The organism is Lysinibacillus sp. FSL W7-1291 (assembly GCF_038593415.1).
Classification (GTDB): domain Bacteria; phylum Bacillota; class Bacilli; order Bacillales_A; family Planococcaceae; genus Lysinibacillus; species Lysinibacillus fusiformis_D.
Window position 1 is genome coordinate 4,215,050 of record NZ_CP151994.1, and the last position, 13,314, is coordinate 4,228,363.

Here is a 13,314-nt window from a genome sequence, read left to right on the forward strand (position 1 = left end):
ATATCGTTTAAATCGTAACAATTACTATTTAAAAGGAGGGTCATACATGCGTGTTCAAATAACACTAGCCTGCACTGAAACAGGTGATAAAAACTATATAACGACTAAAAATAAACGCAATCACCCAGAAAGATTGGAGCTTAAAAAATACTCCCCTCGCCTGAAACGCGTAACAGTCCATAGAGAAACAAAATAATTTTGCAATGGGATAAATTTGGAGTAGTGCTGATGCATTTATTGAGTGGATTTCTCTATTGTTGGAGCAGGGGCAACATCGTATGTGCGAGGTTATCTAATCTTGGAGCAGATGGGGCTTTCTTTAACACCAGTTTCCACACTTTGAGAGCGCTGTTGGCAAACCTTTGAGCGACCTACTCTATTTTGAGAACGAAGTTTAGCTCTTCTCGAGCGGAGCTCAAGCAGCTTTCCCTTCCATCAAACGTAGCACCTCCAACATCCCTTCCAATCGAGCAACTAAAAAATGACTGTTTCAAAGGTATACATTTTGAAACAGTCATTATAAAATTTTCAGCTATACTTGCTTTCTATTGATTTCTAAAGCTAGCTCGTTCAATTTTTGATCTAATTCATCGAGCACCCTTAATCTGAAATTTATTTGTTCATCTATCTGGACTTGTTGCTTTATCGATGAGCTACTACCATCAGTTTGATTTTTGAATTCAACTAATTCATGGGTTAATCTTTCAATTTCTAAATTTTTCATCTCCAACTCTCTTAATAGTTGCTGTTGAAGGCTGTCCGCTTCTACTTTATCCCTATGATATGTTTCTAGCGCCTCTATAATATGCTTCATTTGTTTACCTGTTACTGTTGTATAGTCGCTTATTTTTTTATCTAGACCTTCAATAATAGCTTTATCATTTGTCTCAATCGAAGCTTTATGTGAGACTTGAACACTGTTCTTCAATGACTTATTTTCAGCTCGCAATTCGGCAACTTCCTTTAATAATGCTTCTATGGATGCAATTTGTTTTTTTCTTTGTCCTTCTCGTTTTTGAATTTCTTCATCGTAGGCTTGAAGCTCTTTGTCAAAGTCTCTTTTCAACTTTAATAGCTCCATCGAAAGATCTTTTCTTAGTCTTGTTAATTGTATATTTTCTCGTTCGAGCCGCAGAACTAAAGCATAATAATCACTATCTCTAAGCCTTTTCACTTCATTTTTATACTTGGCTAATTCGGCCCTTAAAAAAATAATCATTTGTTGGAGCTGTATCGGATCATTGTTTTTTACAATATCATTGTCCATCATCACACCCCCTAGCCAGAATACCTTTTTAGTAAATCAACCACCTCTTCAAACTGCATTCTACTTTCCTCTAGTATTTCATCCAACTGCTTTATCCACTCCGCTTCTTGTTGTGGATGTTGTGATTGTTCAGCATCACTCTTTTCGCCTAAGACAAGAGAGGCGATTAATAAATGTAATGTACTTTTTTCAAGAAATGCAAAGCTATTATCCTGTTCATTACGGCGACTTAGTTGCTCCTTCAATAATTGATGGAGCACACTACCAAACTCTTGTTTTTCATTTTCACTCATTGTCTTCCTCCTGTGTTTGGCCCATTCCATTGAGATTAATCGGATTTAAAACGACAATACCATCTGTAAGCTGATCGCAATATGTAAAACCCATAATAGTGCCTGAATATGGTAAATTATGTGACCATTTTATTTGAAAATTAGTAAATGAAATGGTTTCATTCGGTTCGATTATTGATTTTCCTACGGGTTTCAGCCAGTACTCCTCTTTGCTTAATTTATCGTTAAAACGTTCCCAGTTGCTCTGTCCCTGTGTCTTAAAATTTGGCGTAAAATTTTCATGAACATATCTCCCAGAAAAGTAAAATGGCGATTCCTTCGGTAATGTTATACACAGATAGGGGTTTGTAATGGCTGTACTACCGATATTGTGAATATGATAGGAGCCTAAACATAAACTTTCTTGTTCAGGGTCATAAGAAATATTGAACGAGGTTGTAAAATAACTAATGAGGTTGACTCTGTTTGGAATGGTCAGCCCCTCGACCAGCTGTTTAATTTCATAAACATAAGCGTTTGTTTGTTCTTTTAATTCCTGTATCTTGTCTTCTACACGATTTTTCACTCCGTACCTCCTTACTATTTTCCATCAATTGTGCCTAGGCGTAATGGTATCCAGATTATTTTGGAAATCTGCGACATCCGCTGACTTAAAATAAAAAAAAAGAGAGGATTATCCTCTCTTCATGATATGACTTTCCTCTATTTGTTAGCACCGTTAACCTAAAGTTGGGAAAATAATAGGGCACTGTTGTGGACGAACTGCAGTTGGACATGAGAATGGTAAGTCTGCTCTTGGTTCGCAGAAAGTTGCTAAGAATTCCACAGTAACTGGGAATGTAGACTGAATGCTTTGACAAACGGCAACAGTAATTGTTAACGCAGAAAACGTAATTGTACCTGTTCCAGCTGCAAGTGTTCCAGTTGTACATACGAAGCAATCTAAATCTGTGTATAAGATTTCAACATCTGTACCTTTAGGAGCACATAATGTCACTTGCTCACAGCGAGAAACTGGAATTTCAGCACTTGTGAAAACAGTACCATTAGGTAAAGTAACGACAATCGTTAGAATGAAGTTCTTTTGAATATTTAAATGTTGCAGACAAACAGTTGATCCATCAATAGAGAATTGACGATTCTCACGGTTCAGGATCACAATTGGGTTTGTAGCAGCTGGAATTACTCTACATGTAACAATTGCACCAGTTAAGTCAGTCGTTGGTGTTACGCCTGGGAATGTAATTGCTCCAGTAGGAGAAATATCAAATGACATTTCTTTTACAATCCAGTCATATACCTTATCGACATTTATACAAATTAGTTCCTGCGCCTGGGATGGCATATGCTCTTGCATCCTTTTGACACCTCCATAAAATTTTTATCTTTCGTTTGTAGCATATGTTTTTCAGCTATAAGTGCATGGGCTAACAAATAGTTCCTTATGATATTTGTTAAAATCAGCAAAGGATCATTTTTTCACACACTTTCTTCTTTATAGGAAGACTAAAATGTTGAAAGGACCGGTATATTTGTAACAGAAAGTCAATATTTTTAATAAACTAATAATGGACTGAAAGGGGTGAACTACAATGGAAGAGTCAAAATTGTATACCACTCAAGAAATTGAAAAATTAAAGCAAAAAATTGAAACCTACAGAGAATCGTTAACTTCATTAAAGATGGGAACGTCAATTGAAGATTTCCTTTATATGCAGCAGGAGTTTGATGGACTGAAAACACAAATGGCCCATTTAGAAGGGATCACAGAGACATTAGATAGTAAACAAAATTCGTATATAAAAGGCTATGATGACCAAATAAAGCTTCTTTCAACACAGATTGAATCTTTGAATCAAACCATTGAAGGGATGAATCAAGAGATTTTAGCGGTTTTAAACAAATTATTAACAGTTGAAGAAAATGATACAACAACCATTCCTTCCTCCATTGAATTGCCTTCTCAAACTTCGGCTACTCTTTTACCTAGACAACCTAGAATGGCTCAGACAACAGATCAAACGACGATTACATCAGCACAGCCCTCTTATAGACTACTGCAAAGTTTGGCAGGTAAAGCTACAAACCACCAACTAAATGTAAATAATAGCGCTCCTTCTCCTGGCAATGATCTACAGGCAACTAAGCCTGAAGAGCGACATTTTAATCAACAATATTTTCAATCAATTAATACGCACCCAAGCCAAATATACAATGGTTTATACAGAAACACGACAGTTGAATCCACCTTCCATTTTAAAAATGCCACGGATGCAAAGGAAGTTCCAGTAAGTATTTATGACCCATCTGCTGTACAGCCTACTTCAAGTGATGAAAACATCGAGAATAATTCTTCTATTGTTCATGAATCGGTTAGCATTGGAACGGAAATAGTAGACGATCCTAGCGAGGTTATGCATTCTGAAAAAGAGGATAACAATCTTGAGTTTTCCCAAATATCTAAAGAATCGTTTGAACAAGTTATTTCGGAATTGCCTAGCGAGCCTGTTAGTCAAGATATTACAGCAATAGTTAGCGAACCTCTCGACCAAGTCATTTCAGAAACAATAGCTGACCCTGTTGACATTTATCATTCTCCTTCTTTAGAAACAGAGGAGTTTGTTGAAGTGTATCAAACCGGAGCAGCTTATGAGGTTCATTCGTCCCTTGAAGAGGAGAATACGCATCCTGAATCTGTAAATAAGCCGATTGAAGAAAATAAGAAGGGAAAGAACTCATTTTTCGATTTCTTTAAAAGATGGAGTTAACTTATTTATTTTTTACATCCACTATGTATTTACACACATAGTGGATGTCTTTTTGTTTCCAATAAAAACTGTCTTTTAAGAATTCATCGAATTTGTAGGTTTAGAAGATAATTGCCCTTAACCCCCAATCTGAACTGAATAGAATAATGAAGAAAGGGGGTGTAAAAATGTGTTTTAATAACTCAATGTGTGGCTGTTCAGGTAACGGTCATGGAAATGGTGAATGTAGTGCACTTGGACCTTTTGTAGCGATTGATGCAGCATGTATTACTCCACCAGTAGCAACAGGCTCACTCATCCCATTCGCTTCTGGAACAGTTCCGGTTATACTAGTATCACTTGCTACAGGTTTAGTGGATACAGTAAGCCTTGTGGGATTCGGTACATCTATTCCAGGCGTATCCCTTGCAGGTACTAATATCGATTTATCAGCATTAGTTGGAACAGAAGCTTTTTCTGTTTCTAGAGCAGGTTCCATTACATCTATTTCAGCTACATTCTCTGCAACTATTGGTGTAACTATAATAGGCTCGGCAACAGTTAGAGCACAAGTTTATCACGCGGTAGCAGGAAGCAATGTCTTCACTCCTACAACAGCATTTGTTGACTTAGCACCAGCTCTTTCAACAGTAGTTCTAGGTACTCTAGCAAGTGGTACAGCAAATGTTACTCCAGTACCAGTATCTGCAGGTGACCGTTTATTAATGGTGTTCTCCGCTACTTCGACAGGAGTAATTGCAACTCTTACTGGTAACGCTAGTGCAGGCATTACTATCGTATAAAATATACTATAAAGTTAAGCAAGCAAATAAGTGATTTCCAGTAACTAGGAAATCACTTATTTCTTTCACAAAATACTATTCTTTAGTTCGTCAAAGCATGCTGAATATGAGCCAAATGATGCTTACCGTGCCATGCATAGAGACCAATTGCATGTTCCAATGTTGTTAGCCCTGAATCAGGATGATGAAAGGCTCTTTGTAATTGTTCCTCCGTTAAGCTTGTCAGTAAATAAACCCAACGTTCATGTAAATTTTCAATTAAATTAAAAGAAGTTGCTACTGGCATTTCAGAATCTGGTAATTGTGCCCATTCCGCTTCATTATATGGCTTAATGGTTGGGACATCCTCTGTTAGCGCTAGCTTAAAACGGATATAGCTATTCATATGACTATCGGCAATATGATGGACTAGCTGTGTAACTGTCCAGCCATTTTCACGATAGGATTTAGCCAATGCATGCTCGCTTGCACCACTTAATGCTTCCGCCAGTTGTTTTGGTAATAAACGAATGTCTACAATCCATTCCTGTACTCGCTGTGGAGTCATTTCTTTTGGGAATTGAAATTGTCCAATAGGGTATCGTAGATCTGTCATAGTGCTATCTCCTCCGTTTCTATTCTCTTACTTTTCCATGGTACCATTAACAGTATTGCCTATTAAAATAGAAATTGTTTTATAACGTTACTTCCATTTGCTTCTTTACGACCTCAACCAAAGCCCTTAGTGGATGAATAATTGTTTGAGCGGTCTGCTCTTCAAATTGTCTTGCCGCATCCATCATTGAGAGCTGAGCTACGGAGATGGCCTTTTGCTCACTCATTAACTTATGTAGAGCTTGTGAAATAGCATCATTATAAGCTTTCTTTTTCCCTTGCATAATGAGATCAAATGTCCCCTTGATGATTTTTGCCTCAACATTTACTGATTTCCCATGCTGCCTAGCATATTGGTGAAGTCTTGCCATCGTTCCTTCTACTGTCGCAGGATTTGTAAAAAGAATAATTTGAGGCTGTTGCACATTACATATGCTTTCAAAAAAAGGCTCGTCAATCTTTATAATGGGTATCGAGGCATTGAACACAGCCTCATTCTCTAATAAAGCAATATAATTTGTACACGTTATTAACATCGCATCCACATCACAGCTAATAATCCATTCTATTTGCTCCTTAACCTTATATGCTACACCATCACTACCTTTCGACACATGCTGTAAAACGCCAGGATCTACAAAATGAAGCAGCTCTAAATCTTCCTCACTTTGAAAAGCTTGCTCTATGTACTCTATATTTGAATGATGAGCATGCAAGCAGCCAAGTTTTTTCATCAATTGTCCCCCCTCTTTCCATTGCAGCTATAGCTAGCTGCTCTCCCATTTCTTCATTCGTTACAACATTACCCAACGAGCAGTATAATTCAATATTTCGTAGAACACTTATACATACTTTACACTAAATTCTTTTTTTGATTATATTAGTGCATATTCAATTGACTCTGTCGTTGCACTCAGTGTACTAGAGCTTTTTCGTACTCTTGCAAAGCCTGTAGCATCAACTTATATATTCATTGGTGCATCCTTTATCTCTGCTAAAATTACCTTCATAGCTCAACAACTCTTCAATCACCTTTCTTCATATATTTAAACAAAAAGAAACCGTATTATGCACGAATACGGTTTACTGCTTTAATTTTTTTCTTTATTTTTTTGTTTCCTTTTCAATATGCTTTCTTGCTATTTTTAAACGTTGAATGTCCTTTTTCTTCAGAGGAATAACTTCATCCTTCATCATTTTAATGTATGAAAACATGAGTAACAGTAAAATCACGGTAAAGGGCAATGCGGCAATTAACGAGGCGGTTTGCAATGCTTCAAGCCCTCCTGTGTACAATAAAACACCTGAAATTGCAGCCATTAAAATACCCCATACTAGCTTCGATAATATTGTCGGATTTAAAGAACCTTTTGTTGTCATACTTGCCATAATGAATGTGGCGGAATCGGCAGAGGTAATTAAAAATATAACGATTAACAGTATTCCAATTACAGAGGCAAGCGTTGAAACTGGCAAGTGTTCTAACAACTGGAATAGGGCAACAGTTACATCATTATGAACAGATTGAGCGATTTCTGCATCTTGATGTAAATCAAACCACATAGCTGTTCCACCGAATGTGGCAATCCAAAAGCAAGCAATAATAGGCGGAATAATTAATACCCCTATAATGAATTCTCGAATGGTTCTCCCCTTGGATACACGAGCAATAAAGGAGCCAACAAAGGGTGACCAAGCGATTGCCCATGCCCAGTAAAAGATTGTCCAATCCTTCACCCAAGTTCCCCCAACATATGGCTGCATTCTTAAACTGTATTGAATAAAGTTAGAAATGTAATCACCTATCGCTAATGTAAACGTCTCAAGTATGAAAATCGTTGGACCTGTAATAAAAACGAATAACAGTAAGACAATCGCTAAGGTCATATTGACATTACTCAGAATCTTCATGCCCTTTTGAAGTCCTGTCGTTGCAGACAACATATAGCCAATAAACATGATAAGAATAATGGCTACTTGCAAGATAAATGTATCCGGCAAACCAAAGACGAAAGTCAAACCTCCGTTCGTTTGTAGCACGCCAAGCCCTATGGATGTGGCTACCCCCATAACTGTAGCAATGACCGCAAGAATATCGATCGTTCCTTTAACGACTCGATTTGTTCCCGTTATAGGCTCTAAAGCGGTAGAGATGAGCATATTTCTTTTTTTATTGAATTGAACATAGGCCATAACAAGCCCCAATATGGCATAAACAGACCACTGGCTTAATCCCCAATGAAAGAAGGAATAACCCATTGCCAATCTGGCTGCATCCGTTGAAAGAGGTTCTGTGTCACTAAAGGGTGGTGAAAAGTAATGACTCATAGGCTCAGCCACGCCCCAAAAAACCAGTCCGACACCTAGTCCAGCTGAAAAGAGCATGGAAATCCATGTTAGAAAACTAAATTCTGGACGACCATCTTCAGATCCTAAGCGAATGGTGCCATATTTGCTAATCGCCAAGCCAAATAGAAAAATAACGATAATAAAGACTGCCATTAAATAAAACCAACCAAAATAATCCGTTGTCATATGAAATACGCTGTTTGCTACGTTCTTAAATTTTTCCGGTATCGTTGCTCCGATAATGACTAAGAGTAAAATTGCCCCACTAGAAATAAGAAATACTGGGTTCTTTAAAATTTTATTTTGCATACAGCGCCTCCATTTATCCCAGACAGATGACCAAATTTCCTTTATTATGCGTACAATTCAAGTATTTTATTAATGAAAAAAGAAACCGCATTATCAAAAGACAATGCGGTCTACCTATTATTGTGTTTTCTGCATAAAACGAATTGCTCTACTCATAACAGTTGGTACGATAGAGGCATGATTTTCATCTAAGGCCTCATAAAAATCAACTTCCATTATTTTTTCTAACACCGTTGCCATTTGTCGTGCATCATCCACCATAAAGGTTTCAAGTTCACCTGCGCTAATAAACAATGTTTCATTCATATCTTGATGCTCGTTCAAAAATACTGACGCACATTGTACTAATTCGTGCTCATTCCACCAAATAGAAGGGCTAATAGCTAGATAGCGTTGGAAGCTAGATTGATGGTGAAATAGTTGCCAAAGCGTAAAATAACCGCCTAAGGAGTGACCAAATAATGCTTGCTGAGTTTTATTTACTGGATAATGAGCCTCAATTATTGGCTTTAACTCTTCCTCTATAAAGCGGCTAAAATCTACTGCTCCTCCAAGCTTTTCATGACCTTTTCCTTTAAATCGTGCGGGATAGATATACGTCTCTGCTGGCGCTGTAAAATCGTAAAACCTTCTTTCACGCATATCATCACCATGTTCAATGCCCACAACAATGGCTGGTTGAACTCCTGTTTTCGGTGCATTACGACTTTGTAGACGCACGGCTTCCTTTACAAGATTAAAATAAGATGAGCCATCTAGTACATACAACACTGGAAAACCTTCTTCTGGTGCTTCCTCATTTGGTACAAAGATATTAATCGTATACGTATAATCTGTCAATTTTGAAGTTATTTGTTGTGTAGCATACTCTATTTTAGCTGTACTCATTTGTTGTCCTCCTTCAAAATGTCATAGCCATAGCACACAGGTGTATTCGTTACAGGATCTTCCATAATGCGAGCATCAATATTAAATACTTTGCGCATCACCTCTGCACTTAAAATTTCCTGTGGCGTTCCAGATTGCATAATAACACCTTTGCGCATCGCAATAAGATGATCTGAATATCTGGCAGCGTGGTTAATATCATGTAGAACCATCACAATTGTACAGTTGTGCTGCTCATTTAAACTTTTGACAATATCCAATACTTCTAACTGATGTGCCATATCTAAATAAGTAGTAGGTTCGTCCAACAACAAAATATTTGTTTCTTGTGCTAATGCCATCGCTAGCCATACACGCTGACGCTGTCCCCCAGAAAGCTGTGCAAGCTCCCGATTGCGATACTCCATCGTATTCGTGACCGTTAACGCCCACTCAATCATTTCCTCATCCTTATTCGTTAAACGATTGACGTTGTTTCGATGTGGATAGCGACCATACGCAATTAACTCCTCCACTTTTAACTGACCTGGAGCAACAGGTGTTTGAGATAATATGGCTAATTTCTTGGCTATATCTTTCGTCGATAAATTTTGCATGTTTTGCTCCTGCAAATAAACCGTCCCTTGTTGCTTTTTTAAAATACGTCCAATCGTCTTAAGGAGGGTTGATTTACCGCAGCCATTCGGGCCAATGATTGTTGTCACTTTGCCCTCCTCTATCGTTAAATTTAATCCCTCAAAGACACGAACCTGCTCATAACCAGAAGCCAAGTTTTCCATTCTAAATGCAGTTTGCACATCTTTTCCTCCTATGCCTTAGATTTCACCAGTAAATACAAGAAATATGGAATCCCAATAATTGAAACAACAATTCCAACAGCTAGCTCCGATGGTGCAAATACGGTTTTGCCGATAAAATCAGCTAAAATTAACAAACCTGCACCAATTAACGCACTCACGGGCATGACATAACGATGCTGAATACCAACAAGTTGCTTCGCAATATGTGGTGCCATTAAACCGATGAAACCAATACTTCCTGATACGGATACACAAGCACTAACAAGACCGACACTGGCTAATAAAAGCTTCATTTTCTCCTTTTCAACCGCAATCCCTAAACTCGTGATGCTATCCTCTTCAAGCTGAAAATAATCCAGTAAATACGATTTCCTATGCACATAAATGCCTAAGATGACAAGCCAAGGAATCATCGTTAGTACAAAAATCCAATTCGCATTATAAATTGAACCTGCCATCCAAATGGCTGCTGATTCAAAATCTTGTGCACTCATTTTTAAGGATAAGAACAGGGATAAAGCTCCGAACCCACTGTTAATGGCTATACCCGTTAATATTAATCGTTGCATATCGAGATGACCATTTTTCAAAGCAAAAGAAAAAATCAGGATAGCCGCAATCGTTCCACCGATAAAACCGAACAATGGCATCATTAAAATAGACAGCCAGCTGCTCATATCTGCACTCACTAGCTTTAATTGAAAGAAGAACATAAATATGACGACTGCCGCACCTGCTCCTGCATTTATCCCTAAAATACCTGGGTCTGCTAGTCCATTACGTGTAATACCTTGTAAAACTACTCCTGCCATTCCTAAGCCAATGCCAACGAGTCCGGCAATGACGATTCGAGGTAAGCGAAATTCAAAAATAACAAGGTCAAATTTAGAATTTGGCTCAATACGCAATAGTGTTTTGATAACATCCATTACAGACATATCGAAAACACCATTTGTAATATGTAGATAGCTCGCAACTAAAATCAGTAAAACAAGCATCGACATAGTCAAAAAGAATACACTTGAGGTATTTTTACGCACGTTTTTCACCTCCGTGCTTACGAACTAGATATAAGAAGAATGGTACACCAACCAATGCTGTTAGGACACCAATTGGCGTTTCAAATGGATAATTGACAACACGACTTAAAACGTCACAGAGCGCTAAGAAAAAGGCACCAATGACAGCCGCGCAAGGAATAATATAGCGATAATCAACACCAACAAGGAAGCGTGTAATATGTGGTATGACTAACCCTACAAAGGCAATTTTTCCTACTAGGGCTACTGCTGTCCCTGTCAAACATACTACAGCTAGCATGCTAATAATACGCACTGCTTTTGTTTTCTGCCCTAGTCCCATGGCAATATCTTCACCTAGTGAAGTAATGGTAATTGCTTTTGCAGATAATAGAGCCAAGACTAATCCTGTCAAACCAAACGGAATAGAAAGGACGAGCATATCCATATCTACCATATGTACCTTTGTGTTATACCAAGCACTTACTGTTTGTGATACTTGGAAATACATAGCAATCGCTGTAGCAATACTACTTAAAAATGTACCAATGACCGTTCCTATAATGGCTAGCCTTACTGGTGATAGACCATTGCGAATTAACGAGCCAAAACCAAAGACAATCCCTGCCCCTAATGCAGAGCCTAGCATTGACAATAAAATCATTTGATAATTTGGTAGCCCTGGAAAAAAGACGATAGCTAATGTGATGACAAATGCAGAGCCATCATTGACCCCCATTAACGAAGGAGATGCTAAATAATTTCGTGTAATCCCCTGCATGACTGCTCCAGCTACTGCTAAAAATCCTCCAACTAGCAATACAGCGGCTACTCTAGGAATACGTCCTGTCCGTATAATTTGATGATCAACATTAGATGGATCGAATGCTGTCATTGACTGCCACACTGTCATTGCACTAATATCTTTAGTTCCATACAGAACGGAAACGAGTGCTATAAGGGCAATCAGGAAAGGAGATACCGCTAATATTGAAAATGACACGATGTTTGTTTTTTTCAACTTTCACACCTTTTTCTTTATCCATTTCGCGAAACACAATGTCGATTACTCAGGTGATATACCCTTTGGAAAACAACTACCTTCAATGAAAAAATACGATATCTTACAAAAGGCTGGTAATAGCCCGGTGATATCACCAAATCTACTACCAGCCTGTTTATCTTATTTAAGTAATTTTTCAGCTGCGGCATCTAAAAATTTCACCTTAGACCAAGCAGTACCACCTTGTGCTAATGGCTCAATTGTGTTGACGAAAACTTGATTATTTTGTGCTGCCTTTAAGCTAGTGAAAATTGGATTCTTTTGTAACTCCTCTAACGCTTTTGGAGAATCCGTATTTTCTGATTCCTCAAATTGAAGGAAAATGGCATCTGGGTTTACTTGCGCTAATGTTTCAAGTGATAATTCAGCTTGTGCTTTTGCAGTTGTTAAAATTTCTGGAACTGGTGCTCCTAAATCTTCATATAGTACAGGGTTTAAATACACACCTGCTGGATAGATGTACATTACGCCACCGCGAACACGAATGATTAACACTTGCTTATCTGCTAATTGCTCTTTGGATTTCACTTGTGCATCAGTAACTTTTGCTTCATAGTCTGAGATGATTTTCTTAGCATCCTCTTCTTTATCAGCTAACTGTGCAAGCAATGTTAAATTTTCCTTCCAGTTTGTTGAAATATGTGAGTATGGAATCATTGTTTGAATTTTATTCAACTTTTCAGCCGTTTCTTCAGGGAATTTCGAAGTACCCACGATTACATCAGGGTCCAGATTAAGAATGGCTTCTGCATTTGGCTCCATTTTATTTCCTACAAGTGTAGCACCTTCAAAATCTGATGCTAGATAAGCAGGAATTTTGCCACCAACTTCAAGTACACCGGCTGGCTTAATACCAAGCATTGCAGCATCTTCCATAGATTCAAGACTTGCAGCGATAATATTGTTCACTTCTGCTGGAAGCTCATATTTCTCACCTAAGTACGTGATTGTCTGTGTTTTAGATTGTTCAGTTTGTGATTCCGTTGCACTTGTTTCTGCTGTATTAGTAGTTGACGTAGACTCCTCTGCCTTATCTGTTCCACATGCAGCCAAAGATAATGCTAAAAGTGCTGGAGCACACATTTTAAAATATTTATTCATAGATATTCTCTCCTAACGAGCTCATATTGATAATGATAATCGTTTTCATATGTATGTCAATACATAATTGATACTCATTAT

General features: G+C 37.9%; 15 protein-coding genes. 3 read left to right on the forward strand and 12 right to left on the reverse strand.

Going from position 1 to position 13,314, the window contains the following annotated elements:
• Positions 1–46 precede the first annotated feature (46 nt).
• Positions 47–196, forward strand: coding sequence for a 50S ribosomal protein L33 (rpmG, locus tag NST76_RS20460; RefSeq protein WP_036128616.1), 150 nt, complete (start codon positions 47–49; stop codon positions 194–196).
• 336 nt (positions 197–532) lie between these two features.
• On the opposite strand, the gene NST76_RS20465 is transcribed toward rpmG, so the two are convergent.
• From NST76_RS20465 to NST76_RS20480, 4 genes are all read right to left on the reverse strand, one after another.
• Complete coding sequence (locus NST76_RS20465) at positions 533–1,270, reverse strand: hypothetical protein (protein ID WP_230593978.1); 738 nt, start codon at positions 1,268–1,270, stop codon at positions 533–535.
• An 8-nt stretch (positions 1,271–1,278) separates the two neighbouring features.
• Positions 1,279–1,560 carry a hypothetical protein gene (locus tag NST76_RS20470; protein WP_036128620.1) on the reverse strand — a complete coding sequence of 94 codons (282 nt, stop codon included), beginning with the start codon at positions 1,558–1,560 and terminating at the stop codon, positions 1,279–1,281.
• Positions 1,553–2,125, reverse strand: coding sequence for a hypothetical protein (locus NST76_RS20475; RefSeq protein WP_036128622.1), 573 nt, complete (start codon positions 2,123–2,125; stop codon positions 1,553–1,555). Before NST76_RS20475 ends, NST76_RS20470 begins: the two co-directional genes overlap by 8 nt.
• Positions 2,126–2,278: 153 nt before the next feature.
• The gene (locus tag NST76_RS20480) at positions 2,279–2,917 is read right to left on the reverse strand and encodes a hypothetical protein (protein WP_036128625.1); all 639 of its coding nucleotides are present in this window, start codon (positions 2,915–2,917) and stop codon (positions 2,279–2,281) included.
• 235 nt (positions 2,918–3,152) lie between these two features.
• On the opposite strand from NST76_RS20480, the gene NST76_RS20485 reads away from it, so the two are divergent.
• Both NST76_RS20485 and NST76_RS20490 read left to right on the forward strand, forming a co-directional pair.
• Positions 3,153–4,328 (forward strand): hypothetical protein, encoded by a 1,176-nt coding sequence (locus NST76_RS20485; RefSeq protein ID WP_058843894.1) that lies wholly within the window; start codon positions 3,153–3,155, stop codon positions 4,326–4,328.
• 167 nt (positions 4,329–4,495) lie between these two features.
• Positions 4,496–5,110 carry an exosporium glycoprotein BclB-related protein gene (locus NST76_RS20490; RefSeq protein ID WP_058843893.1) on the forward strand — a complete coding sequence of 205 codons (615 nt, stop codon included), beginning with the start codon at positions 4,496–4,498 and terminating at the stop codon, positions 5,108–5,110.
• Positions 5,111–5,192: 82 nt separating this feature from the next.
• On the opposite strand, the gene NST76_RS20495 is transcribed toward NST76_RS20490, so the two are convergent.
• The 8 genes from NST76_RS20495 to NST76_RS20530 all read right to left on the reverse strand — a co-directional run bounded on the left by NST76_RS20495 (position 5,193) and on the right by NST76_RS20530 (position 13,233).
• Entirely contained in the window at positions 5,193–5,705 is a 513-nt protein-coding gene (locus tag NST76_RS20495) for a YfiT family bacillithiol transferase (protein WP_036128632.1), read from the reverse strand.
• A gap of 79 nt (positions 5,706–5,784) precedes the next feature.
• Positions 5,785–6,441, reverse strand: coding sequence for a hypothetical protein (locus NST76_RS20500; protein WP_082673706.1), 657 nt, complete (start codon positions 6,439–6,441; stop codon positions 5,785–5,787).
• Between the two features lie 367 nt (positions 6,442–6,808).
• Positions 6,809–8,362, reverse strand: a complete 1,554-nt coding sequence (locus NST76_RS20505) for a BCCT family transporter (RefSeq protein ID WP_058843891.1) — start codon at positions 8,360–8,362, stop codon at positions 6,809–6,811.
• Between the two features lie 117 nt (positions 8,363–8,479).
• Positions 8,480–9,250, reverse strand: coding sequence for an alpha/beta hydrolase-fold protein (locus NST76_RS20510; RefSeq protein ID WP_036128638.1), 771 nt, complete (start codon positions 9,248–9,250; stop codon positions 8,480–8,482).
• Positions 9,247–10,029 (reverse strand): ABC transporter ATP-binding protein, encoded by a 783-nt coding sequence (locus NST76_RS20515; RefSeq protein WP_036128674.1) that lies wholly within the window; start codon positions 10,027–10,029, stop codon positions 9,247–9,249. The genes NST76_RS20510 and NST76_RS20515 overlap by 4 nt, the downstream gene beginning before the upstream one ends.
• 29 nt (positions 10,030–10,058) lie before the next feature.
• Positions 10,059–11,090 carry an iron ABC transporter permease gene (locus tag NST76_RS20520; protein ID WP_271911233.1) on the reverse strand — a complete coding sequence of 344 codons (1,032 nt, stop codon included), beginning with the start codon at positions 11,088–11,090 and terminating at the stop codon, positions 10,059–10,061.
• Positions 11,083–12,090 carry an iron ABC transporter permease gene (locus tag NST76_RS20525; protein ID WP_058843890.1) on the reverse strand — a complete coding sequence of 336 codons (1,008 nt, stop codon included), beginning with the start codon at positions 12,088–12,090 and terminating at the stop codon, positions 11,083–11,085. The genes NST76_RS20520 and NST76_RS20525 overlap by 8 nt, the downstream gene beginning before the upstream one ends.
• Positions 12,091–12,252: 162 nt before the next feature.
• Positions 12,253–13,233 carry an ABC transporter substrate-binding protein gene (locus NST76_RS20530; protein WP_342544403.1) on the reverse strand — a complete coding sequence of 327 codons (981 nt, stop codon included), beginning with the start codon at positions 13,231–13,233 and terminating at the stop codon, positions 12,253–12,255.
• Positions 13,234–13,314 lie beyond the last annotated feature (81 nt).

Coding starts and splice junctions, on each gene's coding strand:
- rpmG (WP_036128616.1), top strand. CDS start 47: ATGCGTGTTCAAATAACACTAGCCTGCACTGAAACAGGTGATAAAAAC.
- NST76_RS20465 (WP_230593978.1), bottom strand. CDS start 1,270: ATGATGGACAATGATATTGTAAAAAACAATGATCCGATACAGCTCCAA.
- NST76_RS20470 (WP_036128620.1), bottom strand. CDS start 1,560: ATGAGTGAAAATGAAAAACAAGAGTTTGGTAGTGTGCTCCATCAATTA.
- NST76_RS20480 (WP_036128625.1), bottom strand. CDS start 2,917: ATGCAAGAGCATATGCCATCCCAGGCGCAGGAACTAATTTGTATAAAT.
- NST76_RS20485 (WP_058843894.1), top strand. CDS start 3,153: ATGGAAGAGTCAAAATTGTATACCACTCAAGAAATTGAAAAATTAAAG.
- NST76_RS20490 (WP_058843893.1), top strand. CDS start 4,496: ATGTGTTTTAATAACTCAATGTGTGGCTGTTCAGGTAACGGTCATGGA.
- NST76_RS20495 (WP_036128632.1), bottom strand. CDS start 5,705: ATGACAGATCTACGATACCCTATTGGACAATTTCAATTCCCAAAAGAA.
- NST76_RS20505 (WP_058843891.1), bottom strand. CDS start 8,362: ATGCAAAATAAAATTTTAAAGAACCCAGTATTTCTTATTTCTAGTGGG.
- NST76_RS20510 (WP_036128638.1), bottom strand. CDS start 9,250: ATGAGTACAGCTAAAATAGAGTATGCTACACAACAAATAACTTCAAAA.
- NST76_RS20515 (WP_036128674.1), bottom strand. CDS start 10,029: ATGGAAAACTTGGCTTCTGGTTATGAGCAGGTTCGTGTCTTTGAGGGA.
- NST76_RS20530 (WP_342544403.1), bottom strand. CDS start 13,233: ATGAATAAATATTTTAAAATGTGTGCTCCAGCACTTTTAGCATTATCT.